Origin of the sequence: Hymenobacter nivis (assembly GCF_006439025.1) — a bacterium.
Classification (GTDB): Bacteria; Bacteroidota; Bacteroidia; order Cytophagales; family Hymenobacteraceae; genus Hymenobacter; species Hymenobacter nivis_A.
In genome coordinates this window covers 1-26,248 of the sequence record NZ_RCYZ01000008.1, presented here as the reverse complement: position 1 = coordinate 26,248, position 26,248 = coordinate 1, and the positions used below count along the sequence as shown (strand labels likewise).

Annotated in this window: 20 protein-coding genes and 1 riboswitch; of the genes, 12 read left to right on the top strand and 8 right to left on the bottom strand. The window is 62.1% G+C overall.

All coding sequences use genetic code 11. The features are described from left to right. Positions 1-38: 38 nt before the first annotated feature. Positions 39-923 (bottom strand): alpha/beta hydrolase, encoded by an 885-nt coding sequence (locus tag EAH73_RS17535; protein WP_140468737.1) that lies wholly within the window; start codon positions 921-923, stop codon positions 39-41. 139 nt (positions 924-1,062) lie between these two features. Between EAH73_RS17535 and EAH73_RS17530 the strand changes: the two genes are divergently transcribed. From EAH73_RS17530 to moeB, 11 genes are all read left to right on the top strand, one after another. After that, positions 1,063-1,806, top strand: a complete 744-nt coding sequence (locus tag EAH73_RS17530; protein WP_140468736.1) for a tetratricopeptide repeat protein — start codon at positions 1,063-1,065, stop codon at positions 1,804-1,806. A gap of 253 nt (positions 1,807-2,059) precedes the next feature. After that, positions 2,060-2,800: an outer membrane beta-barrel protein gene (locus tag EAH73_RS17525; protein WP_140468735.1), complete on the top strand. Its 741-nt coding sequence runs from the start codon at positions 2,060-2,062 to the stop codon at positions 2,798-2,800. Between the two features lie 984 nt (positions 2,801-3,784). Then, the gene (locus tag EAH73_RS17520; RefSeq protein WP_161599592.1) at positions 3,785-6,979 is read left to right on the top strand and encodes a T9SS type A sorting domain-containing protein; all 3,195 of its coding nucleotides are present in this window, start codon (positions 3,785-3,787) and stop codon (positions 6,977-6,979) included. A 64-nt stretch (positions 6,980-7,043) separates the two neighbouring features. Continuing rightward, the gene (locus tag EAH73_RS17515; protein WP_140468733.1) at positions 7,044-8,072 is read left to right on the top strand and encodes an acetamidase/formamidase family protein; all 1,029 of its coding nucleotides are present in this window, start codon (positions 7,044-7,046) and stop codon (positions 8,070-8,072) included. 134 nt (positions 8,073-8,206) lie between these two features. Then, positions 8,207-8,303: riboswitch (TPP riboswitch) on the top strand. 80 nt (positions 8,304-8,383) lie between these two features. After that, the gene (gene thiS, locus EAH73_RS17510) at positions 8,384-8,587 is read left to right on the top strand and encodes a sulfur carrier protein ThiS (protein WP_140468732.1); all 204 of its coding nucleotides are present in this window, start codon (positions 8,384-8,386) and stop codon (positions 8,585-8,587) included. A gap of 28 nt (positions 8,588-8,615) precedes the next feature. Next, positions 8,616-10,493 carry a phosphomethylpyrimidine synthase ThiC gene (gene thiC / locus EAH73_RS17505; protein ID WP_140468731.1) on the top strand — a complete coding sequence of 626 codons (1,878 nt, stop codon included), beginning with the start codon at positions 8,616-8,618 and terminating at the stop codon, positions 10,491-10,493. Between the two features lie 91 nt (positions 10,494-10,584). Further along, entirely contained in the window at positions 10,585-11,331 is a 747-nt protein-coding gene (locus tag EAH73_RS17500; RefSeq protein ID WP_140468730.1) for a hydroxymethylpyrimidine/phosphomethylpyrimidine kinase, read from the top strand. Next, positions 11,321-11,968, top strand: coding sequence for a thiamine phosphate synthase (locus EAH73_RS17495; RefSeq protein WP_317129395.1), 648 nt, complete (start codon positions 11,321-11,323; stop codon positions 11,966-11,968). Before EAH73_RS17500 ends, EAH73_RS17495 begins: the two co-directional genes overlap by 11 nt. Then, positions 11,965-12,738 carry a thiazole synthase gene (locus tag EAH73_RS17490; RefSeq protein ID WP_140468728.1) on the top strand — a complete coding sequence of 258 codons (774 nt, stop codon included), beginning with the start codon at positions 11,965-11,967 and terminating at the stop codon, positions 12,736-12,738. The genes EAH73_RS17495 and EAH73_RS17490 overlap by 4 nt, the downstream gene beginning before the upstream one ends. 11 nt (positions 12,739-12,749) lie before the next feature. Continuing rightward, complete coding sequence (thiH, locus tag EAH73_RS17485) at positions 12,750-13,871, top strand: 2-iminoacetate synthase ThiH (protein ID WP_140468727.1); 1,122 nt, start codon at positions 12,750-12,752, stop codon at positions 13,869-13,871. Further along, positions 13,868-14,971, top strand: coding sequence for a molybdopterin-synthase adenylyltransferase MoeB (moeB, locus tag EAH73_RS17480; protein ID WP_140468726.1), 1,104 nt, complete (start codon positions 13,868-13,870; stop codon positions 14,969-14,971). Before thiH ends, moeB begins: the two co-directional genes overlap by 4 nt. Here moeB and EAH73_RS17475 read toward each other — a convergent pair. The 7 genes from EAH73_RS17475 to EAH73_RS17445 all read right to left on the bottom strand — a co-directional run bounded on the left by EAH73_RS17475 (position 14,957) and on the right by EAH73_RS17445 (position 23,339). Continuing rightward, positions 14,957-15,565, bottom strand: coding sequence for a thiamine phosphate synthase (locus EAH73_RS17475; RefSeq protein ID WP_161599591.1), 609 nt, complete (start codon positions 15,563-15,565; stop codon positions 14,957-14,959). The genes moeB and EAH73_RS17475 overlap by 15 nt on opposite strands. Before the next feature lie 10 nt (positions 15,566-15,575). Beyond that, positions 15,576-18,125, bottom strand: coding sequence for a DUF5686 and carboxypeptidase-like regulatory domain-containing protein (locus tag EAH73_RS17470; RefSeq protein WP_161599590.1), 2,550 nt, complete (start codon positions 18,123-18,125; stop codon positions 15,576-15,578). Positions 18,126-18,273: 148 nt separating this feature from the next. After that, entirely contained in the window at positions 18,274-19,521 is a 1,248-nt protein-coding gene (locus tag EAH73_RS17465) for a WcaI family glycosyltransferase (RefSeq protein WP_240047315.1), read from the bottom strand. 39 nt (positions 19,522-19,560) lie between these two features. Beyond that, positions 19,561-20,112: a WcaF family extracellular polysaccharide biosynthesis acetyltransferase gene (locus EAH73_RS17460; protein WP_140468723.1), complete on the bottom strand. Its 552-nt coding sequence runs from the start codon at positions 20,110-20,112 to the stop codon at positions 19,561-19,563. Positions 20,113-20,142: 30 nt separating this feature from the next. Continuing rightward, positions 20,143-20,631: a VanZ family protein gene (locus tag EAH73_RS17455; protein WP_140468722.1), complete on the bottom strand. Its 489-nt coding sequence runs from the start codon at positions 20,629-20,631 to the stop codon at positions 20,143-20,145. A gap of 27 nt (positions 20,632-20,658) precedes the next feature. Beyond that, positions 20,659-21,822, bottom strand: coding sequence for a glycosyltransferase (locus EAH73_RS17450; protein ID WP_140468721.1), 1,164 nt, complete (start codon positions 21,820-21,822; stop codon positions 20,659-20,661). 842 nt (positions 21,823-22,664) lie between these two features. Beyond that, positions 22,665-23,339 carry an exopolysaccharide biosynthesis polyprenyl glycosylphosphotransferase gene (locus EAH73_RS17445; protein ID WP_170214094.1) on the bottom strand — a complete coding sequence of 225 codons (675 nt, stop codon included), beginning with the start codon at positions 23,337-23,339 and terminating at the stop codon, positions 22,665-22,667. Positions 23,340-25,917: 2,578 nt separating this feature from the next. On the opposite strand from EAH73_RS17445, the gene EAH73_RS17440 reads away from it, so the two are divergent. Continuing rightward, on the top strand, positions 25,918-26,248 hold a 331-nt coding region (locus EAH73_RS17440), incomplete at its 3' end, for a malectin domain-containing carbohydrate-binding protein (protein ID WP_205013020.1).

Genomic DNA, 26,248 nt, shown 5'->3' with positions numbered 1-26,248 from the left:
AGAGGGGACTGGCGCCCTTGGCGGCGGCGCTGGGGGCCCTACGCGCCCACCAGTTTCAGCAGCTCCTGGTAGATGATGTTGTGCTGCCAGTAGAGCTGCAACACCATGGGGATGTGGTGCTTGCCGGGCAGCACGGTGTAGCGCGGCGGGGCCCCCACGGCCGCCAGCCGGTCGCGGAAGCGGGCCGCGCTGCTGCTGATGCTGGGGTAGGTTTCGCCGCCGATGAAGAAGAGGAACGGCGGCAGGCCCGGCCGAATTTTGTAGATGGCCGACGTTTCGCGCCACACGGCGGGGTTGGTGGTGAAGGGCACCAGGTACTGCCGGTCGCCGGGGTATTCCAGCTTCTTCAGGTAGTCGTACATGTCCAGCCCGGCGGGGTCGTCGAGGATGGCGCCGCGCACGGGGTTGGTGGGCAGGCCGTTGCGGGCCAGGAGGGCGTCGTCGGTGGCGAGCAGGGCGGCCAGGCCCCCGCCGGCCGAGTGGCCCATCACGAACACCCGGGCGGGGTCGCCGCCGTAGGTTTTGATGTTGGCCACCGTCCAGGCCAGGGCGCGGGCGCAGTCGTCGGCCTGCTCGGGCACGTGCACTTTTGGCGAGAGCCGGTAGCTGACGATGACGCCCACCACGCCCTGCTTGGCCAGCCGCCGCCCGACGAAGGAGTAGAAGTTCTTGTCGCCGCTGTTCCAGCTGCCGCCGTGGATGAACAGCACCACCGGGTAGCCGGCGGCGGGGCCCGCGGCCTTGGGCGCGTACACGTCGAGCAGGTTGTACTTGGCGTCGAAGCCGGGCGTGGTGGCCGGCACGTAGGGCACGTCGGCGGTGCGGCGGCTGGGGCGGGCCATGGCGTATTCGGTGGCGCCCAGCACGGCGGCCAACACCAGCAGGGCCCCCACGGGCACCAGCAATAAACGGGAGATTCTCATGTTGATGGGGAAGGTACGGGGCCGCGGGGCACACCCGCTGGCCCCGCCCACCTACGCCGCGCGGGGGTGCGCAGTTTGCCCCGGGCCGCGGCTACCTTTGCGCTTTCGGGCCCCGGCCGCATTTTTTATTGGATTGGTTATGACGACAATTCGTGTGCTTACGACGGCCGGCCTCGCGCTGGCCCTGCTGGCGGGCAGCCCCCGCCTGGCCCGCGCCCAAAAGGTGCGCCAGCCCACCGACGGCGGCCAGCCCGGCGCCGCCGCGGCCCCGCGCCCGGCCCGCTTGCAGCCCCTGTTCGGGGGCCTCACGCCGGCCCAGGCCACGGCTGCCTACGGGGCCCCCAAGCTGGAGGCCGTGGCCAAAAGCTTCGCCTCGAAGGAGGAAGCCAGCGCCTTTTTTGCTACCAAGGGCTTTGAGTACTTGTCGGAAAACCAGCCCGATACGGCCACGTCGCGCTTCAACCTCGCCTGGCTGCTGAACCCCCGCAACGCCGACCCCTACCGGGGCCTGGGCGTGGTGGCCAGCAGCCAGCCCACCCCCGATGCCTCCATTGCCCTGCTCCAGCAGGCACTGGCCATTGCGCCCACCAACACATTGGTGCTAAGCGACCTGGGCACGAGCCACCTCATCCGCTACGGCACCGGCAAGAAAAAAAAAGACCTTACTACCGGCATGGACCTGCTCCAGCGCGCCGTGGCCGCCGACGCCACCAACGCCAACGCCTGGCAGCAGTTGGCCCGCGGCTACTACTACCAGGAGAAATACCCCCAGGCCTGGGAAGCCGTGCACAAGGGCCAGGCCCTGAGCACCGCCAGCCTCGACTTCGGCCTCGTGAGCGACCTGCTCGCCAAGCTGCCCGACCCGCTCGGTACGTTCAAGTAGCCGCGCCAAAAAAACTGCGCCGGGGCCCCTCCGCCCGGGGTGGTCCGGTGAATCGTCCGCAGGGTTTCGTCGGGCCACTCTAACGACAGCTTGGGGCCCCTGCTCAAAAGCCCGGGGTGGCCCGACGACCGAAAAAGTCGCCGGACTACTCTGTGCCAAACCCTTGCTGAAAAAACTGCGCCGGGGCCCCACCGTCCGGCCGTTGTTTCCGTAGGTATCGGCCCTGCATCACTTCCTATTACCCGTTTCGATCATGGTTTTTTCGTTGCGCAATTGCCTGGCCGGTGGCCTGTTTGGCTTGGTTTTGCTGGCTGGGGCCCCGGCGGCCCGCGCCCAAAGCGTAGCCCGCCGCCGCCTCCACGACCACAACGGCCGCGCCTACTACCTGGGGCCCCTGCGGGCGAGCGTCGGCGTGGGCACGGCCTTCTACAACGGCGACCTGGGCAGTAGCTTGGGCAACGATTTCCTGGGCCCCGTCCTCAACCTGGGGCTGCTCTACGGCCTGGGGCCCCACTGGCGCGTGGGCGGTGAGCTGGGCTACTTCGGCATGGGGGCCCGCGACTACCTGGCGAGCCGCGGCCTGGCGTTTTACAGCCACAACGGGATGGGCACGGCCTTCGTGCGCTACGACCTGCTGGGTGACCGCACCGCGTACGCCACCCCGGGCGCGGCGCGGCCGGTGCAGCCCTTCGTGCAAGCCGGGCTAGGGCTGCTGCTCTACAACCCGCGCGCCTACCTGGGCACCACCGCCCCCTCCGCCAACACCGCCTACCTGCCCACCGAGCGCAACGACTACCCCGCCCTGGCCGGTGTGCTGCCCATCGGCGCGGGCGTAGTGGTGCCCCTCACCGACCAGTTCAACCTGACGCTGGAAGGCAATTACTACCTCACCACCACCGACAACCTCGACGACATCAGCCAGCGCGGCAACCCCAACGTGAAGGATGGCTTCGGCACCCTGATGCTGAAGCTGGACTACGCCATTGGCCGCTGAGCACGTGGCGCCTAAGCGGCGGAGCAAGGCGGTTCATATAAGTATTTGCTAGTCGCACTGCAGCCGCTTGGGCCGTTGGCTACCGTGTAGGCCCGCCACTGCGCCGGCCCGGGGCCCCACCAGTGCCCGCCGGGGCCCCGGGCCCGCTTGCCCCGGGAGCACGGTGTCCTCCGTGCATCTGCCTCGCAACTGCCTCGCGCCTAGCCGTGCCGCAAGCTTTGCCTGCTCAATGGCGGGCGAATGTTTTAAATTGGGGTGTGCAAAAGAGCACAAGCATGGCGCTGCACGCTGCTGCGCCCGGGCCTTTTGCGGCGGTTGCAAGGACGGAAATAGAGGCCTGGCTAGCCCCAGCGGGCGGCCGCCTTGGCCGCCGCAGGTTTCCTGGTATTTGGCCCGGCGGCTACGCCCGTGGCGGTGCGGCACTTGGCCGCGGGCGCAACTGGCGCGGGGCAGCTTGCGCACCGTACCACATCTCGATATACGGCCACTACCCAAGCCACCCGCCAGCACGAGTGCGGGTCGTGCCGCCAGGGTTGCGGCGCAGCTCTTTGCCCGTACTCGCGTGCTCAGCCGAGCAGCACCAATCGCGAACGAACGAAGCCGGTACTTGCGAAATGGGCGCGCGAAATGAATGCGTTATTGTTTTAATTCAATTTTGAATTCGGTATTTTATTTTTTACCTGAAAAATAGTTATAAACTCTTTTTTGAAATTTAATTAATAATCAAGCAGATGGCTATTTTTAATCTTTATGTAATGGCTTTTTATTGTAAAAATTATATTAAGATTATTTTTTGCAAAAAATAACAATATTGGTAATGTTAAAACGGAATAAGTCGTTAGTTTTGGGCAATGGTATTTAGTAGAATTGGTTAGTTACTTCGCTAAACAGCCTGATAATTGCATTTTAATAGAATATTTTATGATTGATACTGCTATTGCTCAACTCATAAAACGCGTTTGTATTTGCGTGGCATTATTGTTTTTGACGGGTTATGTAGATGCCAGGGCTCAGGGGCAGCCCTTCATATTTCACGCCAGCCGTACCATTCAGCCGGGCGAGGCAATTAGCCTCCAGGGCCAGTTCGGGGCCAACGTCCAGGTGTCGCTGGCGGTTGGCGCGGCCAGTGCCGGCCAAATCTTGCCCGTGCTGGTGCAAAGCGCTGGCCACGTCACGGCGCAGGTGCCCACCAACTTATCGCCGGACTTGTACCAGGTTTGGGTAACGGACCAGGGCAAGCGCAGCCCCAGCGTGTACATCAACCAGGCGCACGGGCTGCATTTCGACTCGCCCAACGTCACGCCCGGCGGCAGCGCGCGCTTATTCGGCCGCAACCTGTTTTTGAAGGGCAAATCTCCGCAGGTGCGGCTGGTGGCGCAGGGCGGCGGCCCTGGCGGCGGCGCGGCGCAAGTGCAGGCCAACGACGCGTATTCGTTGAGCTTTACGGCTCCTGTTTCGCTGGTGCCGGGCCAGGTCTACGATGTATTTGTGAGCAACGGCGCGGGCGGCACCGCCGGTGAAACTAAGGTAGACCAGCCGCTCACGGCCATTGCGCCCGGGCTCGATTATTTCCAGCTGGGCGTGGCGTGGGCCGCCAAATTCAACTTTTACCGTAACACTTACAACCTGCGCACCGACCCGCGCCTGACCCAGAAGGCCGTGGGAGATGGCGTGAACAATGACCTCCCCGCGCTACAGGCCGCCATCGACCGTGCCAGCGCTGATGGCGGCGGCATCGTGTTTTTGCCCGCCGGTACCTACAAGCTGGCCCTGACTGGCGGTGGCGGCATTTACATGCGCAACCGGGTGGTGGTGCAGGGGGCCGGCAAGGAGGCCACCATCCTGCGCTTCGGCTACAATTCGCAAGCGCCCGGCTGGAGCCCCGATGGGCGGTGGGGCCTGGTTTGGGACAACACCAAGCAAGGTGGGCTCGCCGACTTGGCCTTGATCAATACCGACAACACGGGAAACTTCTACAACAACATGACCGGCGGGGGCACCGAGCTGTTCATGCAGCGCATCCGGTTCGATCTGAACCTGGGCTCTTGGCTATTTTGGCACAATGCGTCGAAGCTACTTATTAGCAATTCGGTTTTCACGCAGGGTGTGGACGCAAAAGCCGGCTACCACGGAATTTTGCAGCTCGAAGGGTGCCAGGATTTTATTGTTTCGCAAAATAGCTTTACGTACGCCGTCGATGGCCTGAACCTGAATAATACCAGCCGGGGCATCTTCGAAGACAACCAAGTGTACCGCGACGGGGCTGCCCGCTGGCCCACTTCGCTGAATTTAGTGAACCACGTTTTGATTTTGAATTTTGCCCAGGACATTGTTGTGCTGCACAATCAATTCAAGGTAATTAACGGGCCGGCACAAAATATTAACGACGGGGAAACAATTATTGCCGAAGGCGGCGGCGGCGGCGGCACACGCATCGACGAAGACGCCGGTACCGTGAGTGGCGCCAGTGCCACCACGATGCAGGACAACAGCAAGAACTGGCCGGCCATGACGATGCACCCCGTGGTGGCCATTGTGCGGGGAACCGGCATGGGGCAGTGGCGCTACATTACCAGCCGCACCGCCAACAGCCTCGTCGTGGACCGCCCCTGGGACGTGACGCCGCAGGCCGGCAGCCGGTACGCTATTTTCAACTGGGGGGCCCGCAGCTGGATCGTGCAGGGCAATACCCTGGAGGGCAACCGCCGCGGCATCACCCTCTACCAAAACGCTACCACCGACCTGGCCATCGTGAGCAATACCCTCACCAACAGCGGCTCGATTGACCTGACGCCCTGGCAGATGGAAAACATCGGGGGCAAGGTGCCGCAGGAGTTTCTGCCCGTGTACGACACGCAAATCATCAGCAACAACGTGGCCGATATCGACGGCTCCAACGGCGTATTCATCGGGGTGCACACCGTGCAGTACATCCAGCCCCGCAGCTTCGGTACTTCCGTGATTGGGGTGGAAGTGCGGCGCAACACCCTCACTGCCCACCAGCCCAACGTACCGGCCGTGGTCGATAGCAACTTCCCCGAAGGCTACATCAACGGCATTCATTTCCAGCCGGGCGCCAGCAACTACATCGACGAGCAAACGCCCGCTGTGCTGGGCAGCATCTTCCAGGACAACACGGCGGTGAACTGCGATAAAGCCGTGCACCTGAACTCGGGGTCGTACAACACGCTGGTTTGCAACATGCGCCTAGTCAACTCGCCCGTTCTCCTCAACGACGTGCGCTTTGACGGCGTGAGCCACGCGTCGGTCAGCACCTCTACCTGCCCGGAGGTGGCCCCCAGCACCGGGGCCCAGCTGCCCGTGGCCGACCCGAAAATGAACCCGGTGGTGCCCCGCAGCGTGAGCGAAACCCAGCTGCTGGCCTTAACCGGCTCGGACCCCGACCCGCGCGGCATCGTGGTGGGCTTCAACCTCCGCACCCTGCCCCCCGCCACCCAAGGCACCGTTTACGTAAATGGCAGCCCCGCCACGCCAAATGCCTGGATACCAGTTACCCAGGCCAACAAGCTCAGCTTCCAGCCAACCACTACCTACGTCGGGAACGCGGTGTTTACCTACACCGCCACGAACGACCGTAGCCTCGTCAGCACCGCGGCGCCCTTCACGGTGCCGGTGGCCAACCCCCTGGCCGTGGAGCTGGTGCAGTTCGACGTGAAGGCCCAAAACCTGAACGCCGTGCTCACCTGGCGGACGGCCATGGAGAAGAACAGCGAGTATTTCGCCATCGAGCGCAGCACCGACGCCACCCGCTTCTCCGAGGTGGGCACGGTGCGCAGCCAAGGCGCGGCCGCTACCTACCAATTCGTTGACAAAGGAGTGGGCCGCGGCTTTTCCGGCACGGCGTACTACCGCCTGCGCGAACTGGATTCGAACGGCACCTCTACGTACTCGCCGGTGCAGACGGTGTCTTTTGGGGCCAGCACCCCGGAAATACAGATCTATCCGAATCCCACCGTCAACGAATTGCACGTGCAGCTACTCTCCGCAGGGGCCCACCTGACGGTCTATACCGCAACCGGCCAAATGGCACTGGAGGCAGATACCAAAACCGGCGAGGGACATGTTGACGTCAGCCGGCTGCCAGCGGGCACCTATTCCATCAAAATAGAGCCCATCCAGGGCCCCCAGGTTAATAAGTTTTTTGTCAAGCAGCGGTAAAAACCGTCGCCAAACCGGCCCCACCGGTGCGCTATCCCAGGCCCCCACCGCGTACTTTCCGGCCATGAAAACACTTTTCCTCGGATTGTTGCTAATTGCCACCGGGCTGGGAGCCCCGGCGGCGCGGGCCCAGCGCCGGCCGCAGCACGAACTGCAGATTACGCCGGCCACCGCCGCCTGGGGCTACTACGACGCGGCCGCGCCGCCGGTGCTGCGCATCAAGTCGGGCGATGCCGTGCGGGTGCACACGCTCATCACCTCCACCCCGGCGCGGCTGGAGGGGGCGGGCGTGGCCCCGGCGCAGGTTGAGCAGTCGCTGCGCGACATCACCACGCAGGTGACCAACAAGGGCCCCGGGGGGCACATCCTCACGGGGCCCATTTTTGTGGAAGACGCCGAGCCGGGCGACGTGCTGGAGGTGCGCATTCAGCGCATTAACCTGGCCATTCCGTACGCCTACAACGCCTTTGGGCCCAAGAGTGGCTTCATCCCGGAGGATTTCCCGTACGCGAAAATGAAGATTATTCCGCTTGATGCGAAGCAGGGCGTGGCCCACTTCGCGCCGGGCATCGACGTGCCGCTGCGGCCGTTTTTTGGGAGCATGGGCGTGGCTCCGCCCGTGGCCGCGGGCCGGATCAACAGCGCGCCGCCCGGCATCCACGGCGGCAACCTTGATAATAAGGAGCTGGTGGCGGGCACCACGCTGTACTTGCCGGTGCACGTGCCCGGGGCCCTGTTTTTTGTGGGCGACGGCCACGCCGGGCAGGGCAACGGCGAGGTGGACATCACGGCCCTGGAAACCTCGCTCACTGGTGACCTCCAGTTCATCGTGCGCAAGGACTTACACCAGAAGCTGCCCCGCGCCGAAACGCCCACCGCCTATATCAGCATGGGCCTGAACGAGGACTTGACGCTGGCCGCCAAAGACGCCGTGCGCGAGATGATTGACTTCTTAGTGACCACCCGTGGCCTGAGCCGCGACGACGCCTACATGCTGGTGAGCGTGGCTGGCGACCTTGATGTGACGCAGGTGGTGGATGGCACCCGCGGGGCCCACGTGGTGCTGCCCAAAAGCATTTTTGGGAAGAAGTAGGGCCCCCGGGCCGGGGTGGTGCCGCGCTGCTTCGCCCGCGCTGGGAGGGCATTGTTGCCGGCCCGGTGTAGTTGGATAAGGGAAAAGTGCAGCCGCTTCAGCGGCCATTCACCGCCGGGGGCGTATGTTTGAGGCGTAAACTTTAGGGGTGCCCCGCCACGCGGGGCTGAGACGATACCCTTGGAACCTGATGCGGATAATGCCGCCGAAGGGAAAAGTACTGGTCCGCACGCGGCCGCCTCATGGGCGCGCCGTGGCCGGCACCCACTATTGTTTGCGGTTTGCATTGTCCCAACTAATCAACTAGTTGCATGGTCTGCTACGTAAACAATTTGCCCCACGAGGCCGCCGAGCAGCAACCGCTGCAGGAGCTGCTGGGGCCCCTCGGGCTAGCCCAGCCGCGCGGCCTCGCCGTGGCCGTGAACGACGCCGTGGTGCCGCGCGCCGAGTGGGCCACCCGCGCCGTGCAGCCCCACGACCGCCTCACCATCATCCGCGCCACCCAAGGGGGCTAGGCGGGTGCCGGCTCCTTCCCATTTTCCGATGAAGAAAAAAGACCAGGCTCCCCAGCACACGCTGGTGGCGCGCCAGCCCCTCACGGGCTCGCGCAAGATTTACGTGCCGGGGAAAATTCACCCCAGCATCCGGGTGGCCATGCGCGAAATCGCGCTGGCCGATACCGAGCGCAAGTTCGATTTCGGCTTCCCGTCGGAGCAGAACCCGCCCGTGACGGTGTACGACACCAGCGGGCCCTACACCGACCCGGCCGTGGCCATCGACCTCAAAAAAGGCCTGCCCCGCCTGCGCGAAAGCTGGATTCTTGGGCGCGGCGACGTGGAGGCGCTGCCCGGCACGTCGTCGGCCTACGGCCAGCAGCGCGCCGCCGATAACAGCTTGGACCACTTGCGCTTCGAGCACATTGCGGCCCCGCTGCGCGCCAAGGCCGGAGCCAACGTGAGCCAGCTGCACTACGCCAAGCAGGGCCGCATCACGCCCGAGATGGAGTACATCGCCATCCGCGAAAACCAGCGGTTTGATGAGCTGCCGGCCGACGATCCGCTGCGGGTGCAGCACCGCGGCCACAGCTTCGGGGCCAACACGCCGCAGGGCCCCATCACGGCCGAGTTTGTGCGCCAGGAAGTGGCCGCCGGGCGGGCCGTTATTCCCAGCAACATCAACCACACCGAGAGCGAGCCGATGATCATCGGGCGCAACTTCCTGGTGAAAATCAACACCAACATCGGCAATTCAGCCGTCACGTCATCCATTGAGGAAGAAGTAGATAAGGCCGTGTGGAGCTGCCGCTGGGGCGGCGATACACTCATGGACCTGAGCACGGGCAAAAACATCCACGAAACCCGGGAGTGGATCATCCGCAATTGCCCGGTGCCGGTGGGTACCGTCCCCATCTACCAGGCCCTGGAAAAAGTGAACGGCAAGGCCGAGGACCTGACCTGGGAGCTGTTCCGCGACACGCTGATTGAGCAGGCCGAGCAGGGCGTGGACTACTTTACCATCCACGCGGGTGTGCGGCTGCGCTACGTGCCGATGACGGCCAAACGCGTGACCGGCATCGTGTCGCGCGGCGGCTCCATCATGGCCAAGTGGTGCCTGGCCCACCACCAGGAGAGCTTCCTCTACACGCACTTCGAGGAGATTTGCGAAATCATGAAGGCCTACGACGTGGCGTTCTCGCTGGGCGACGGCCTCCGCCCCGGCTCTATTGCCGACGCCAACGACGAGGCGCAGTTTGCCGAGCTGGAAACGCTGGGCGAACTGACCAAAATTGCCTGGGCCCACGACGTGCAGGTGATGATTGAGGGCCCCGGCCACGTGCCCATGCACCTCATCAAGGAGAACATGGACAAGCAGTTGCGCGAGTGCCACGAGGCACCCTTCTACACGCTGGGGCCCCTGACGACGGACATTGCCCCGGGCTACGACCATATCACGTCGGCCATCGGCGCGGCCATGATTGGCTGGTTTGGCACGGCCATGCTCTGCTACGTGACGCCCAAGGAGCACCTGGGCCTGCCCAACAAGCAGGACGTGAAGGACGGCGTGATTGCTTACAAAATTGCCGCCCACGCCGCCGACCTAGCCAAGGGCCACCCGGGGGCCCAGTACCGCGACAACGCCCTGAGCAAGGCCCGCTTCGAGTTCCGCTGGGAAGACCAGTTCAACCTAAGCCTCGACCCCGACACGGCCCGCGAATACCACGACGAAACCCTGCCCGCCGAGGGGGCCAAAGTCGCGCACTTCTGCTCGATGTGCGGCCCGCATTTCTGCTCGATGAAAATCACGCAGGAAGTGCGCGACTACGCCGCCCAGCAAGACTTGACCGCCTCGGAAGTGCTGGCAAAAGGCCTGCTGGAAAAGTCGCGGGAGTTCGTAGCCAAAGGCAGCGAGCTGTACCTGTGATGTAGCGCGGACTCTGCGAGTCCGCGCGTTGCACGATTAACAAAGGATCCACGCGCGGACTCGCAGAGTCCACGCTACATCGCTCTCTCTTATGCGCCCTTACGCCCTCACCATTGCCGGCTTCGACCCCAGCGCCGGGGCCGGCGCGCTGGCCGATGTGAAAACGCTGGAAGCAAGCGGCGTGTACGGGCTGGCTGCCTGCACTGCCCTCACGGTGCAAACCGATGTGGCGTTTGAGCGGGTGAGCTGGGTGCCGCTGGCCGATATCCAGGACCAAATCAGGCCGCTGCTGGCACGGTTTGCGGTCGGCTTCGTGAAGATTGGCCTCGTCGAGAGCTTGCCATTGCTGCTGGAATTGTTGCGGTGGCTGAGGATCCAAAGCCCAAAAATTCAAGTCGTTTGGGACCCGGTGCTGCAAGCCACGGCGGGCTATGAGTTTCACCCACCACCCGCGCCGCAGCTGCTGCAAGCCATCTGCCAAGAGCTGGTGCTCATCACCCCCAACTGGCCCGAAGCCCTGCGCCTTTGCCCCGCCGATACGGCCGACGCGGCCGCTGAAACGCTGGCCGCCTGGTGCCCGGTGCTGCTCAAGGGCGGGCACGCCGCGGGGGGCCTGGCCACCGACGTGCTGCTGGCCGCCGGCCAGCGGCACGCCTTTGGGGCCCCGCGCCTGCCGCACGGGGCCAAGCACGGCAGCGGCTGCGTGCTGTCGGCGGCCGTGCTGGCCCGGCTGGCGTTGGGCAACGACCTGCCCGCGGCCTGCCGGGCGGGCAAGGAGTACACTACGGCGTTTTTGGCCAGCAACGATACGTTGCTGGGGTACCATTATGGAGTATAAAATAATGAAAATTAACAGGTTGCATTATTTGGTTGCCCATGCGGAAGCAGCTGAGTTGGCTTGCCAAGGCGGGGTGCGCTGGGTGCAGTTCCGGGCAAAAAATTTGCCCTACGCTGAGTGGCGGCAGCGCGCGCTGGAAACCCAGGCCGTGTGCCGCCGCCACGGCGCCGTGCTCATCATCAACGACAGCCCGGCGTTGGCGCTGGAAATTGGGGCCGATGGCGTGCACCTGGGCCAGCAGGACATGGACCCCGGGGAGGCCCGCGCCCTGCTGGGGCCCCACTTCCTCATTGGCGGCACGGCCAACACCTTTGCCCACGTCGAGCGGCTGGCCAGCGCGGGCGTGAACTACGTGGGCCTGGGGCCCTACCGCTTCACCACCACCAAGGAAAAGCTGAGCCCGCTGCTGGGGCTGGCGGGCTACGCCGAGATAATGGCGCAGTGCCGAGCGGCGGGGCTGGCGCTGCCCATCATCGGCATTGGGGGCGTGGCGCTGGCCGACGTGCCCGCGCTGCGGGCCACTGGGCTGCACGGTGTGGCGGTGGCCGGGGCCATTGGTGGGGCCCCCAGCCCCGCGGCGGCGGCCGCGCAGTTTCTCGCCGCCTTGCAGCAATCAGTTAAAGCACCTGCGTTATGACGACTCAATCCTTAGTTATTGCCGGGCGCACGTTTACGTCGCGGCTTTTCACGGGCACCGGTAAGTTCAGCTCGTCGGCGCTGATGGAGGAGGCCCTGCTGGCTTCCGGCTCGGAGCTGGTGACGGTGGCCTTGAAGCGGGTGAACGTGGCCGATGCCGAGGACGACATTCTGCGCCACTTGGGCCATTCGCAGTTCAGCCTGCTGCCCAACACCTCGGGCGTGCGCACGGCCAAGGAAGCCGTTTTTGCCGCCCAGCTGGCACGCGAGGCCCTGGAAACCAACTGGCTGAAGCTCGAAATTCACCCCGACCCCAAGTACCTGCTGCCCGACCCCGTCGAAACCCTGCGCGCCGCCGAGGAACTGGTAAAGCTGGGCTTCGTGGTGCTGCCCTACGTGCACGCCGACCCGGTGCTGTGCAAACGCCTGGAAGAAGTGGGCGCGGCCGCGGTGATGCCGCTCGGGGCCCCCATTGGCTCCAACAAAGGCCTGCTGACCCGAGAATTCCTGGAAATCATCATCGCCCAAAGCCGGGTGCCGGTGGTGGTAGACGCCGGCCTGGGGGCCCCCTCGCACGCCGCCGCCGCCCTGGAAATGGGCGCCGATGCCGTGCTGGTGAACACCGCCATTGCCGTGGCCGGGCAGCCCGTGGCCATGGCCCGGGCCTTCCGGCTGGCCGTGGAAGCGGGGCGCCTGGCCTACGAAGCGCGGCTCGCCGCGCCCGCGGCCCAGGCCGTGGCCAGCTCGCCGCTCACTGCATTTCTGGATTAAAGCCCCCAACCATGAGCTTCCGCCCCGTTTTTGAAGCCCACTCGTGGGACGACGTGAAGGCCAGTATCTACGCCAAAACCGGGGCCGACGTGGAGCGGGCCCTGGCCGCGCCGCGCCGCACGCTGGACGATTTCAGGGCCCTAATCTCGCCCGCGGCGGCGCCTTATCTGGAGCAGATGGCGCAGCTTAGCCAGCAGCGCACCCGCCAGCGGTTTGGCCACACCGTGCAGCTCTACGTGCCGCTGTACCTGAGCAACGAGTGCCAGAACATCTGCACGTACTGCGGCTTTAGCCTCGACAATAAAATACCCCGGCGCACCCTCAGCAGCGTGGAAATGCTGGCCGAGGCCGCCGTGCTCAAGGGCTGGGGCTACGAGCACGTGTTGCTGGTGACCGGCGAGGCCAACCAAACGGTGGGCGTCGATTACCTCGAAAAAGCGCTGCGCACCTTGCGCCCCCACTTCGCCCATTTATCAATGGAAGTGCAGCCGCTCGACCAAGTTGATTACGAGCGGCTCATCCCCGAAGGGCTGAATACGGTGCTGGTGTACCAGGAAACCTACCACCAGGACGACTACAAAAAGCACCACCCGAAGGGCAAAAAATCGAACTTCCACTACCGCCTCGACACGCCCGACCGGCTGGGCCGGGCCGGCATTCACAAGATGGGGTTGGGCGTGCTGATTGGGTTGGAAGACTGGCGCACCGACTGTTTCTACACCGCGCTGCACCTTGATTACCTGGAGCGTACGTATTGGCAAACCAAGTACAGCCTGTCGTTTCCGCGGCTGCGGCCGGCCGCAGGCATGCTGCCGCCCAAGGTGGAAATGAGCGACCGGGAGCTGGTGCAGCTTATCTGCGCCTACCGGCTGCTGAGCGATGAAGTGGAGCTGTCGCTTTCGACGCGCGAAAACCCAACCTTCCGCGACCATGTTGTGCAGCTGGGCATCACCAGCCTCAGCGCCGGCTCCAAAACTAACCCCGGCGGCTACGCCGTGGCCCCGGAGTCGCTGGAGCAGTTCGAGATTTCCGACGAGCGCAGCCCAGCCGCCATTGCGGCCATGCTGCGCCGCCAGGGCCTCGAACCCGTCTGGAAAGACTGGGATGCCACCCTCACCGCCCTCGCCCGATGACCCCTTCCGCCCCCACCGAAACGCTCTCCGCCGCCGAAACCCACCGCTACAGCCGCCACCTGCTGCTGCCCGAAATTGGGGCCCCCGGCCAACTCAAGCTTAAGGCTGCCAAGGTGTTGGTAGTGGGCTGCGGCGGCCTGGGCTGCCCGGTGCTGCAGTACCTGGCCGCCGCCGGCGTGGGCACCCTGGGCCTGCTCGACTTCGACACCGTGGACGAAAGCAACCTCCAGCGCCAAGTGCTGTACACCACCGCCGACGTGGGCCAGCCCAAGGCCCTGGCCGCCGCCGCCCGCCTGGGGGCCCAAAATCCATTCATCAGCTTGGTGCCGCACCAGTTTGCCCTCACCACCGCCAACGCGCTGGACCTGCTCGCTGGCTACGACCTGGTGGTGGATTGCTCGGATAATTTTGCCACCCGCTACCTCGTCAACGACGCCTGCGTGGTGCTGGGCAAGCCGCTGGTGTACGGCGCCATTTTCAAGTTCGACGGCCAGGTGTCGGTCTTTAATTACCAAAACGGGCCCACCTACCGCTGCCTCTACCCCGAGCCGCCAGCCCCCGGCGAGGCCCCCAGCTGCGCCGAAATAGGGGTGTTGGGCGTGCTGCCCGGCCTGGTGGGCACTTTGCAGGCCACCGAAGTGCTGAAATTGCTGACCGGCGTGGGCGAAGTGCTCAGCGGCCGGCTGCTGGTGATTGACGCCCTCGGGATGCGTTTCCAAACCCTGCGCTTCCGCGCCGTGCCGGCCCAGCAGCAGCGCACCACGCTGGAGGCCGACTACGCCGCCTTCTGCGGCGAGGCCCTGCCCACCGCGCCGCCCGCGCCCGAAATCAGCGCCGCCGAACTGCGCGCCTGGCAGGCCAGTGGCCGCCCCTTGCAGCTGCTCGACGTGCGCGAGCCCCACGAGCACGCCCAGCGCCACATTGGGGGCCGGCTGCTGCCGCTGGGCCAGCTCGCTGGGGCCCTGGCCGAGCTGCCCACCGACGTGCCCACCGTGGTGCACTGCGCCAGCGGCGTGCGCAGCCAGCGCGCCGCCCGGCTGCTGCTGGAGCACGGCTTCCGCGAAGTGTATTCGCTACGCAACGGCCTAGCCGACTACTAATTGCAGCGCCCGGAAGGCGGCCACCGGGTCGGGGCTTTGCCACACCGCGCCCAGCACGGCCGCGCCCGCGAAGCCCATGCTGCGCACGGCGTCGAGGTTGGCGGCCCCGATGCCACTCAGCGCCAGTACCTGCGGCCGGTAGCCGGGGCGGGCCGCCCAGCGGGCCAGGGCCCCCGGCACGGCGCCGAGGTCGAACGCCGCCCCGTAGCCGGGCTTGCTGAGGCTGTCGAAGACGGGGCTCAGGAATACGTAGTCGTAGCGGCGGCGGTGCCGGGCCACCTCGGCCAAGCTGTGGAACGACGTAGACAGGGTGAAGCCGCTGCCCGGCCGCCAGGGTGGGGGCCCTGCCGCCCGCCGCGCCGCCGTGAGGTGGGCCCCGCGCAGGCCGTAGCGCGGCACCAGCGCGTGGTGGCTGTGCAGCACGAGCCGGCAATGAAACTCTGCCGGAATGGCCTCAATGTAAGCCGCTAAGGCCTCGGCTGGGGCCCCCGGCTTGCGCAGGTGCAACGTGGCCAGGCCGGCCGCCAGTAGGGCCCCTGCCACGCGGGCCTCCTCCGGCGCGGTGGTGGGCGGCGTGATGACGAGTAGCTGCACGGCCAGCCGCTTAAAGGCGGAACTGGGCCCCCACGCGGATGCCGAAGTTGCGGGGCGTAGGCTCGCCGGGGCCCGTGCTTACGGAGTTGCGATAGGTGAGGCGGTGGATAAAATCGACCCGCACGAACTTGAAAATGTTCTCAATGCCGTAGCCCACCTCCACGTAGGGGATTTTATCCAGCGTGGCCAGCGGGGTTTGGGGGCGGCCCTGGGCGTCGAGCGGCTGGCGCTGGTTCAGGGCGCTGAGGCCCCCGTAGAGGGCGTTGCCGGTGGCCACCAAGCGCCAGTTCAGGGCCCGGATGCCGGGGATGGCGTTCAGGATAATGCCCTCGAAGTGGTGGTCGAGCCGCAGCGACAGCGAGCGGTCGGTGACGAACTCGAAGTAGTTCATCAGGTTGAACGCGTTGGCGTTGTAGAACGGCGTCTGGTTGCCGAGCGGGATTTTGAGGAACAATGCCGGCAGGCGGTCGGGGGTGTAGCTTCCCTCGGCCCGGTAGGTGAGGCGGCCCAGGTGGCCCACCGACACGCTGTGGTTCACGAGTAGGTTAAACTTCTGGTACGCGCTACCGCCGGTGCCGGCAAACAGGTCACGGGCCCCCAGCGTGTAGCGGAACGTGAACACCGGCCACCGCTTCAGGCCGATGGCGCGGCGGCGGTTTTCCGACTGCACCAGGTTTTCGTCGGCCGCGTAGCGCGACTCAAACACGATTTCCGAGAGCGTGATGTCGGGAACGATGCGGTTTTCGCGCCGGTACACGAAGTCGTTGAGAAACCGCATGTTCTGCTCGCGCACCGTCACCGTTTGGGTGAAGCCGTGGAACAAGTCGCGCTGCACCGAAGCGGACATCAGGTCGCGCAAAATAGGCTTGCCCTCGCTGAAGCGCCCCCAGCGCGAGGCCGCCACAAACAGGTTGTTGTCGGGCAGAAAGTCGTTATCGAGCAAGGCGGCTTGCTCCACGTCGTGCCGAAACTCGCCGCTGAACACCGTCCAGTGGCGGCGCTCGGCAATGTAGGCGCTCTTCAGGCCGTACTTCACCCGGCCGTCGCGGGTGCCATAGGCCACGTAGGCCTGCGTCACGGAGTTGCGGCTGATGGCGGGCGTGGTGCGGAAGCCCAGCCGGAAGCGGTTGCCCTCGTAGTCGTTGTGCGAGTAGGAGTTGATGATGGGCCCCAGCTCGAAGTTGCCCACGTGCTTGTAGCCGTTCACCACCAAGTCAATAAGGTCCAGCGTGCTGCGTACCGATGGCAGCTCGCGGGCCGAGTCGAGCACGGCAAACGTTTGGCGCTCGCTCAGGTTCAGCGTGTCGGGCCGGTGCTGGTCAAAGTAGCCGTCGCCGGCCTTGGCCTGCCCGCTGATGAGGCCCAGGTTGCCGCGCCCATTTTCGGCCGGCTCCATGATAGTGGATACAATGGGCTGGTCATAAAAGCTGCCTTCGTGCGGCTGGTTGCGCACCACGTTGGTGGTCACCGTGGTAAAGCGCACGCGCATGGCAGCCTGCTTATCGTAAGGCCGCAGGCCCACCACCAGCTTGGTGCGGGCGGCCAGCCCGGGCCCATCGGCGGGCGGCGTCAGCTCCTGGAAGATGCGCAGATCGCTGACGAAGTTGATGTTGGCGTCCTTGTTAGCCGTGAGGTCCACGCGCCGCAGGGCGTAGCCGGTTTTGGTAATCCAAACGGTACCCTGGAAGGCCAGGTCGTGGCTGCGCTTGGGGGTTACCGTCAGCTTGTAGCACTCGTCCTGGCCCACCTGCACCGAGTCCACCAGCTCGTAGTTGTAGGTCACGCGGCCGCCCTCGGCAATGGGCGAGATAAAGTCCTTGCCCAGAATATTTTGCCAGTTCGGGTAGAAGTCGAAGTTCTGGAAATTTGAGCCCAGCATCTGCGAGAGGATGGAGCCCTCGCGGGGCCCCGCGCCGCGCATCTGCTTGTGCTGGATGTCTTCGCGGCGGCGCAGGGGCCCGTAGCGCTGGTACACGCGCGAGCCCACCTCGGAGGCAAACAGCGGCAGGGGCGCGTCGGGGTCGGAGGCGGCGGCGGCGCCCTGGCGCACGGCCAGCGCCCGGATGTCGCGCACCACCTTGCGCTTGGCCAGCGCGGGCGGCAAGTCGGTCAGGCTCACCTCGATGCGGTTGTAGGCGTCGTACTCGGCGGCGCTCAGGGCCCCGCGCTCGTTCTGGGACTTGTGCTTCTGCACTTCGCGCAAAATGCGGAAGGCCGGGTTTTCGCCGGGCCGCACCAGCACCTCGGTGAGGGCCACCCCGCCGCCCTTCTTCAGGCGCAGCAGCACGGTTTGCTCGGCCTCGGCCGTGAGCTTGCGCCGGGCCGTGAGGAAGCCCAGCGATGAGGCCGCCACCGAGTCGGCGGGGCTGTCGAAGATCAATTTAAACTTGCCGTCCACGTCGGCCGTGGCCCCGATGCTCGTGCGCGGCACAAACACCGACGCAAACGGCACCGGCTCGCCTGTGGCGGCTTCCACCACTTGCCCACGCAATACCATTCGCTGGGCCGCGGCCGGTAATGCCAGCAGGCATCCCAGTAGCAGCGAAGCTAAAAACTTCATAGAAAGGACGGTTGGGCCCCCCAGCGAGGTATGCCGACGGGTACGCAAGTTACGCAAAGTACCTGCGGCCCCAAGTGGTTCCGCGCCCATCCGACTATTTTTTCTTGGCCCCGCGGGGGGCCCGGCTAGGGCCCCCGCGGAGGCCGGCCTAACTGGCCTGCAGTTGGCCCGCAAAAGTGGCCATTACGCCGTCGATGGACAGGTGCGCTTCGGCGTAGCGGCGGGCATTTTGGGCGGTGGCGGTGTGGTCGTGGGCAAAGGCGTCGGCCAGGCCAGCGTTCAGGGCGGCCTGGTTTTCGGCCTCCACCAAAATGCCCATGTTATGTTTTTGCACCAGCGCGTGCATGCCCGAGCCGGGGTTGGAAGTGATGAGCGCCACGCCGCCCACGGCCAGCACGGTGGTGAGCTTGGAGGGCATTACCAGGTCGCCAGCGTTGGCTTTCTGGATGACCAGGTGCACGTCGGCAAGGTTGAGGAAGTCGTTGAACTTCTCGAACGGCTGCAAGGGCAGGAACACCACGTTGGGCACGTCCAGCTCGCGGGCCAGGGCCATCAGCTTTTCTTTGTAGGGCCCCGAGCCGCAGATGACGAACTTCACCTCGGGCCGGTCGCGGAAGGCCACGGCGGCGTGCAAAATGGCCTCCAGGCCCTGCTTTTCGCCAATGGCCCCCGAGTACAGGGCAATGCGGTCGGTGGGCGCAAAGCCAAATTCCGTCTTCAGCCGGCCGCGGTCGGCCACGGGGTAAAACTTGGCCGTGTCGGTCCAGTTCGGGAACATGGCCACGGGCCGGGCCGTCTTCTCCTGGATTTTGGCCACCATGCCCTCGCCCACGCTCGTCACCAGGTCGCTGCGGTTGAAGATGAACCGCTCCAGGCCAAACAGCAGGCCAATGGCCTTCTTCGACTTGATCATGCCCAGGTCGCGGGCGGCCTCAATCTGCAGGTCCTGGATGTGGTAGGCCAGCCGCCCGCCGCGAATGGTTTTGTAGAGCACGCCCAGCAGCCCGAACTGAAACGACGGCGCCACGGCCACCACGTAGTCGAACCGGGGCCCCACCGCCAGCCGCAGCACCTGGAAGAACGCGGAGAGCGAGAACGAGAAGTCGAGCAGCATCCGCTTGAGGCCGGTGGGCTTGGCCGGCACGTACATCGGGCAGCGGTACACCGTGACGGCGGCCCCGGGGCCCAGCTGCTCGGTTTCCTTCTGGTACCAGAAGCGGCGCGGGCGGTAGGGGGCCTGCACGGCCCAGTAGGGGTAGTAGGGGTAGGTGGTCACGACGGTGCAGTCGTAGCCGTTCTGGGCCAGCCAGGCCATCATCTCGCCGCTATATTTGCCGATGCCCGTGGGCTCGGGGGCGTAGTTGTAGCCGATGAGCAGCACGCGTTTCTTCACCACGGTATTAAATAGCTTTTATAATAAGAATGTAAAATTACTTCAGGCCGCTTGCATCCGGCGCTCGCGCACGAAAGCGGCAGGGTTGCCGGCGTAGATGCCCCAGGCATCCAGCGACTTGGTGGCCACCGAGCCCACCGTGAGGATGGCGTGCGCGCCGCACACCACGCCCGGGCACACCACCGACTGGGCCCCCACCCACACGCCGTCTTCGAGCCGGATTTCGCCCAGCCGGTACGGGAAGCTGGGCACCGTGTAGTCGTGGTTGCCGGTGAGCAGCAGGGCCCCCTGCGACACGCTCACGTGGCTGCCGATGGCCACGTCGGCCAGGTTATCGATCCACACCGATTCGCCCAGCCAGCAGTGGTCGCCGATGGTGAGCCGCCAGGGGTTTTTAATGCGCACCTTGGGCTTGATGACCAGCCCCACGCCCACCCGGGCCCCGAATAAGCGCAAGAGCCAGGTCTTGAGCCCGTACGGCCACGGAAAAGCGCTGGCAAACACGTAATAGTTCACGAAGTACCACAGCAGCACCTTGAGCCGGGGCCCCGCGCGGTAGTCGCCCGGGTCAAATTTGGAGAGGTCGGTTTTCATATCAATAAAGTGCCAAGGCAAATCCGGCCGCTATTTATATAACAGCAGGCGGTAAATTTTGCGAAATAATAATTCCCACAGAATGATGCCCACCAGGGCCCCCGTGCTGTTCAGAATAACGTCGTCGATGTCGGGAACCCCGATTTCCAGCACGTACTGCGCGCACTCGATGAGCACGCTCGCCCCCACGCCAATGGCCAGCAGCCAGCGCCACCGCCGAAACCCCGTGGCAGCGGCTACCAGGGGCCCCAAAGGCACAAACAGGGCAATGTTGCCGAAAATATTGCTCCAGTAATTCCACTGGCCGATGTACGCAACATCGCGGTAGGCGCGGATGGTGTTTGCCAGCGGCACCAGGTTCACCAGATGGGGCGACCACACGATGTTTTGGCGGCGGCGGGCAAAGAACACGACGTACACCACAAGGCCAATGTAGAGCGCCAGCGCCAGCCACGTAAGCGGCTTAATTAGGGGCCTGACGGTGCGCAAAGCGGGGCGCATAAAAGCGGGTGTTTCCATTATAGGTAAGCAGCTATGCCGCACCGCTTACGGCCGCAGCGCCGCCAGGAGCCGGTCGGTGGCGGGGCCAATGGCAAAGTAACGCTCGAAGCTGGCGCGGGCGCGCTGGCCCATGGCCTGCTGTTCGGCCGCGGGCAACTGCGCCCAGCGGGCCAGCAAGTCGTGGGTGCCCGTGGGGGTGTCGTCGGCCACCAGCCCCGCCCCGGCCGCCTCAATTTCGCGCCAGATATTGATTTGGTTGGAAATGAGCACGGGCGTGCCGCAGGCCAACGCTTCGACCACGGCGATGCCGAAATTCTCCTGGTGGCTGGGCAGCACAAAGGCCGCCGCCCCGTAAAAAGCGCCCCACTTGGCATCGCCGGCCAGCATACCCGGAAACGTGACGGTGCCCGCCGGGGCCTGCGCCGCCGCGCCCTGCACGGCCTGGCCGTAGGCGCTGTCGAGCCCGGGGCCCGCCACCACCAAGGCCGGCGCGCCGGGGCCCATTGCCCCGGCCGCGTACGCATCGACGAGCAAATCTACTCCTTTTTTCTCGTGTATACGACTGATAAACAGCAGATAAGGATTGTCGCTGGCTGCGGGCCAGGCAGCTGCTAGCGCGGTGCGCATGGCCGGTACTAAGGCCGGGGGCTCCTCCACGCCCAGGCCTACCACCAGCTCGCGCTTGGGCCGGTAAGGGCGGAACGGCTCGCGGGCCAACCGGCGCTCCTCTTCGCATGTGAAAAGCACCCCCGTGGCCTCGTTGACTACGGCGCCCTCCACCAGTTTCCAGTACAGCCAGTTGCGCACGGCCTTGAGCCGCCGCCCCGGGGCCCGTTGGAAATAGGGGTCGAGCATGCCGTGGGGCATCACAAACAAAAGAGGGCCCCCGGGGCCTCTGCGCTGCCAGGCCTTGCGGGCCGCGTAGCTGGCGTACAGCCACAAGCCGTGCACGATCACGGCATCAAACCTGTCCAGATTAGCGTCTAGCCAAGGGCCGAAGCGGGCGCTGTAAGCCCAGGGCCCCTTGCCCGGCCCCAGTGCATGCAGCGGAAACGGAGCTTCGGCCACGTAAGCAGCCGCGGGGTCATCGAGGCTCGCTACTTCGCTGTGCACACCACGCGTACTGAGGCCCGCAATCATGGTGCGTACTGCCTGGCACACCCCGCCCGCCCGCGGGTCCATGTCGGCAGTAATATGTAAAATAATCATGCGTTGGTAAAAATTAGTCTATTTCCAGTCCAAATTACGGGACTATCATCCCCAGTGCCTATAATAATTAATTAGAGTGACCCCGCGCGGCCGCCCACCACTCGGTGCTGAGCGTAAGTTATAGGAGCTTATTTATGGCTGCTCGAAAGACGTAATTAACGATTTAGCGCATTCCCGAGGGCCAACAGGTACAGCCCAGAACATTAGTTAATCAGTGCCGCGCAGCCCTAGCCAATAGGTGAGCGCGGAGCCGGGCTGCTCCAGCCACGTGGCCACCCGATGGGCCCGGTATTCATGGAAATAAGGTTGCTGTAGCGCCAGTGCTTTTGGCTGGGGCCCCTAATGCGCAAGGGCTATGCCTGCGAGCAGCCTAGGGCCTTGTTCCTTGTTCTCCACGTGCGATAGCCGTGCAAGGAGTGCGCCAGCGGCCCGCGCCGCCCATCGTTCCAAGTTTGGGGTACGCGCTCAGCAGTTGGGGCCGTTGCTGAAAGGTTTACCGTGAGCAGTAGTTACCAGAGTGCCCAAACCCACGGAAGCCCGCGGCGCTTAATCCGGCAGCTTTCGGCAATGCATTCCCCACGCGTGCGCAATAGACGCTGGGTGTACCCAGCATAATCAGCAGCAACCGGGGCCTCCAAGCCAAACCTGAAGCATTAGGCCGCTAATTGCTGAACGGCTATAAAAGAGATTAGCACCCAGTTACCGCGCGAACGCTAAACGGAGTGCCAATCTGTTCTGATGAAGACCTTTTATACCGGATTTTAATACGCTTTTATTAGCTGTCGTTGGCGTAGCGTATTCTCTTAATTAATTATTAATTATAAATACAATAGTGAGCAAGATTAAAAGGCGTTATCATGCCCTTTAACAGCCTGTAAAACAGTCATTATGACAATTTTAACATCAAGTAAAAGCGACCAGTTTTTGATGTACCAGATGTCAACTTTTACGCGCTTAGCCATTGCAATTACCTCTTTCGTTTCGCCGCGGAAACCACGCACTTGAGCCAAGCCCGTGATGCCGGGCGTAACGGTGTGGCGTTGCATGAAGTCGTTCACCACTTGCGAGTATTCCTCCGTGTGCTTAAGCATGTGCGGCCGGGGCCCCACAATCGACATTTCGCCCCGCAGGACGTTCAGAAACTGCGGCAGCTCATCGATGTTCGTCTTACGAATGATGGCACCCACGCGGGTAATACGGGCGTCCCCTCTGCTGGCTTGCAGGTGGTTGGCCTCGGCATTCACGTGCATGCTTCTGAACTTGAAGCAATAGAACGGCTTGTTGTCCTTGCCAGTACGCAGTTGTTTGAAGAATACTGGTCCTTTTGATTCTAACCGGATGACCAGAGCAACCAGCGGAATCAACCAGCTAAATAGCAATACTACCACCAGCAGGGCGAATACGATATCAAAGGCTCTTTTAGCTGAGAATGAATTCGTTCGGCTAGAAAAGCTGCCCTGCATATTAGGCTCGTTGGAAACGTAGCTATCTGCGGTTAAAGGGAAATTGTACTCCATGACGGTAATTAATTTGTGTAAGATTTATGGTTTCCAGCTCAGTTTTCTATAATTCGTTGCTGGGAAGTAGTTACTCAAATAGATGGCGGGGGTGTTGGCGATTATATTTTGTTGATTTCCTGCAATACAGAACCGGGATAAGCTCGATGCTTTTTCACGTAATCTCTTCGGTTTTCACAACTGCGATTAGTGCAACTGGGTACTTGGATCGAAGCAAATCTTTGTTTCCTGCGACCATAGCAAATATAGTGTCTGATTGTCTGATGTCAAGTAAATAATGCATTATCCCAGTTTGTTGCTAAAATCAATATTGGAATTCCCATACCCAGAATAGGATTTCGGTGGGCCGTCACGAATGATTTGGGGACGAAGCAATTGCACAGTCAAACACGAGCAAATAATATTTTTTTGTCATTTAAAAACGTAAAATGCTGTAAAACAGAAGTATGTGCATGCCTCATTGTTGGTCGCCTATTTATGCATAACGATTGCGTCAATCGTTGGCGTTGTTTTTTAGTCACTCTAAACCTTTGCGTAACGGACTGCCATATTCCGCTTCATGTTGTCCAAATCCGAGATTTTAAGAATCAAAATATTTAACTTTTACTTGATAAAATGCTACATCAGAATACAGTGCTTATACAGAACTAAAACGATTTTTTGCGGTATTTTAGCAAGGGTCAGGCACAATTGTGATTTCCGCTGGTCACCGCCGCTCTACTAATTATTATGAATTAATCTTGGTTTTATTAAACTATTATCCGCCGCGGTAAGATTATTGTTAGGCGATTACGCTGCTGGCAACAGGGGGAGCCAGCAGCGTACAAGGGCATGATTATGGGGCAAGAAAATAACTAGCAGGAATGCCTTTTAATCTTAAAACCCCTGCTTGGGCTGATTGCTTCACGCCTTGGATCCTATGTGCGTGGCATTGTGCCAATAGGTTCTGCCAAGAAATACGAGATGAGTTTTATAGTATATCATTGTTTTTCAACAAGATAATACTATCTCGTGGTGCCTGGAAAATTTGTAAAACCCATCCTTTCCATATTAGGGCAATTCCAAAACCAAGGCTTGGTGGTACTACCGACCCAATGCAACTCTACCGGGCGCAACTTGCGGAGGAGTGTGCAGGCCTGCTCGTTGCTGCCAGCGGTATCAGCGCGCTGGCCATTGCTAAGCTGTAGCCATATACAACGGGGTTGCCAACTGCGGAGCTTCTGCCCCTGACATCGGCCGGTACTCTGCAAGAAGTGGGGGAATGAACGGTAGCGCACGCACAGTTTCGGAGCGTGCTCCCGCAGGTCATGCGGTGCCTATTCGGGTGTGTGATGCGTATGGCGCCATGCTCCGGATTGCCATGCTCGCCACACTATATACCAGTGGCTGAGTTGAGCGTTCCAAACGCACATTATAACAGGCTATAATCCAGTGTTATTTATTTGGCTTATTGCGCAGCTTACCCATGGTTCAAGACATAATTATTGGCTCGTGAGCTTGCTGAGCAGTGCTCGCCTGCTGGCAATAGCGCCTTTGTTCCACTCAGTTCGGGGTAGGATAGCTTGCTGTGAATCGAACAGAACTATTATTCTATAACCAATTGATAAACTGAATATTGTGTAAAATAATAGGCATTTATTAGTTGCCTATTAAAACGGTAGAAATTACTCAACGCCATTACGCAGTGCATCCTGAGGCTGCCTTGATTGCTGTATTAATGCACGTGCGATGAGCTCAGGCTAAAAGCCCTCAGATATAGTTTTTTTTAGATCTGGGGGCCCCAAGTGTAGCCTATGGCTACTGCCTGTTTTTCTCCCTAGGAATGGGTTGATGTTTCAAGAGAAGATCAGTGGTCGGGTAAACGGGAGGGAGGACACGGATGGATTTTTAAAGATCCCAAGATTATCAACCCGTAAGTATGCTTTTTCCTATAAAAAATTGTTTGAGAATATGCAGAACCTTATATTCGTCCTATGAAATCTTGGCTTTTGAACCTCTTAGTCACTGAGTTGGCGAGCGGGTGATCAATTTTCTGGATTTTAGAGGTACGACGGTTTTAAGCGAAATGGTTATAAAAAGCTATTGAAGCGGGTTGCTAAGCAGGACAGTACCAAAGTTGATTATTGGTTTAATCCCGTGTGTGCTTAAAAATCATTTTTAATTAATAATAAACTAACCACAGAGTAATTTTTAGGTATAGCAATTATTGCAGTAGTTTAAGAGAGTATAACTAATTGTAAATTAGTTATTTGACTGGGTATATGGCCCCTGGTTCAGTAGCGGCTAATTGGCTGATTGGGTTTTTTGATAAGACCCGGGATAAGATGTATTCGCATTAAGTATGTGAGCATTGCAATACAAATTTTCTCATTATGCGCTATTGCAGTTTTTGGCGAATCTATTAAGGGGGACAGCCGTCCTATTTTGTGCTATGCACAAGGGATAACCAATTTTTTGAAGGATAAATACACAACGCACGAAGAAAGTGAAAGCAAACGCTATGGAACACAAGTTTTACTGTACTAATGGGGGGCTTCGGAAGGGACTATTTATGGGTCTTCTTCTCTGGATTGCTTCAATGAATAATTTGTTTGCTCAGGGTACGCCGGTATACCGCATCAACGCCGGGGGCCCTCAGGTGACGAACGGCATCGGGGCGTTTGCGGCCGACGCGTACTACAGCGGGGGCACGCCCAACGCGGGCAACGCGACCATCGCGGGCACGGCGAACGGGGCGATGTACCAGAGCGAGCGGGCGGGCGGCTCGTTCGGCTACGCCCTGCCCGTGAGCAACGGCAAGTACACGGTGGTGCTGCACTTCGCCGAGACGTACTGGACGGCGGCGGGGCAGCGCGTGTTCGACGTGGCGGCCGAGGGGGCGAAGGTGCTCACGCGCTACGACATTGTGA

Bases quoted from the DNA above. Each gene is read 5' to 3' on its own strand.
- EAH73_RS17470 (WP_161599590.1), bottom strand. From the start codon at position 18,125: ATGAAGTTTTTAGCTTCGCTGCTACTGGGATGCCTGCTGGCATTACCG.
- EAH73_RS17535 (WP_140468737.1), bottom strand. From the start codon at position 923: ATGAGAATCTCCCGTTTATTGCTGGTGCCCGTGGGGGCCCTGCTGGTG.
- EAH73_RS17445 (WP_170214094.1), bottom strand. From the start codon at position 23,339: ATGGAGTACAATTTCCCTTTAACCGCAGATAGCTACGTTTCCAACGAG.
- thiC (WP_140468731.1), top strand. From the start codon at position 8,616: ATGAAGAAAAAAGACCAGGCTCCCCAGCACACGCTGGTGGCGCGCCAG.
- thiS (WP_140468732.1), top strand. From the start codon at position 8,384: ATGGTCTGCTACGTAAACAATTTGCCCCACGAGGCCGCCGAGCAGCAA.
- EAH73_RS17495 (WP_317129395.1), top strand. From the start codon at position 11,321: ATGGAGTATAAAATAATGAAAATTAACAGGTTGCATTATTTGGTTGCC.
- EAH73_RS17530 (WP_140468736.1), top strand. From the start codon at position 1,063: ATGACGACAATTCGTGTGCTTACGACGGCCGGCCTCGCGCTGGCCCTG.
- EAH73_RS17515 (WP_140468733.1), top strand. From the start codon at position 7,044: ATGAAAACACTTTTCCTCGGATTGTTGCTAATTGCCACCGGGCTGGGA.
- EAH73_RS17455 (WP_140468722.1), bottom strand. From the start codon at position 20,631: ATGGAAACACCCGCTTTTATGCGCCCCGCTTTGCGCACCGTCAGGCCC.
- thiH (WP_140468727.1), top strand. From the start codon at position 12,750: ATGAGCTTCCGCCCCGTTTTTGAAGCCCACTCGTGGGACGACGTGAAG.
- EAH73_RS17490 (WP_140468728.1), top strand. From the start codon at position 11,965: ATGACGACTCAATCCTTAGTTATTGCCGGGCGCACGTTTACGTCGCGG.
- EAH73_RS17500 (WP_140468730.1), top strand. From the start codon at position 10,585: ATGCGCCCTTACGCCCTCACCATTGCCGGCTTCGACCCCAGCGCCGGG.
- EAH73_RS17460 (WP_140468723.1), bottom strand. From the start codon at position 20,112: ATGAAAACCGACCTCTCCAAATTTGACCCGGGCGACTACCGCGCGGGG.
- EAH73_RS17450 (WP_140468721.1), bottom strand. From the start codon at position 21,822: ATGATTATTTTACATATTACTGCCGACATGGACCCGCGGGCGGGCGGG.
- EAH73_RS17525 (WP_140468735.1), top strand. From the start codon at position 2,060: ATGGTTTTTTCGTTGCGCAATTGCCTGGCCGGTGGCCTGTTTGGCTTG.
- moeB (WP_140468726.1), top strand. From the start codon at position 13,868: ATGACCCCTTCCGCCCCCACCGAAACGCTCTCCGCCGCCGAAACCCAC.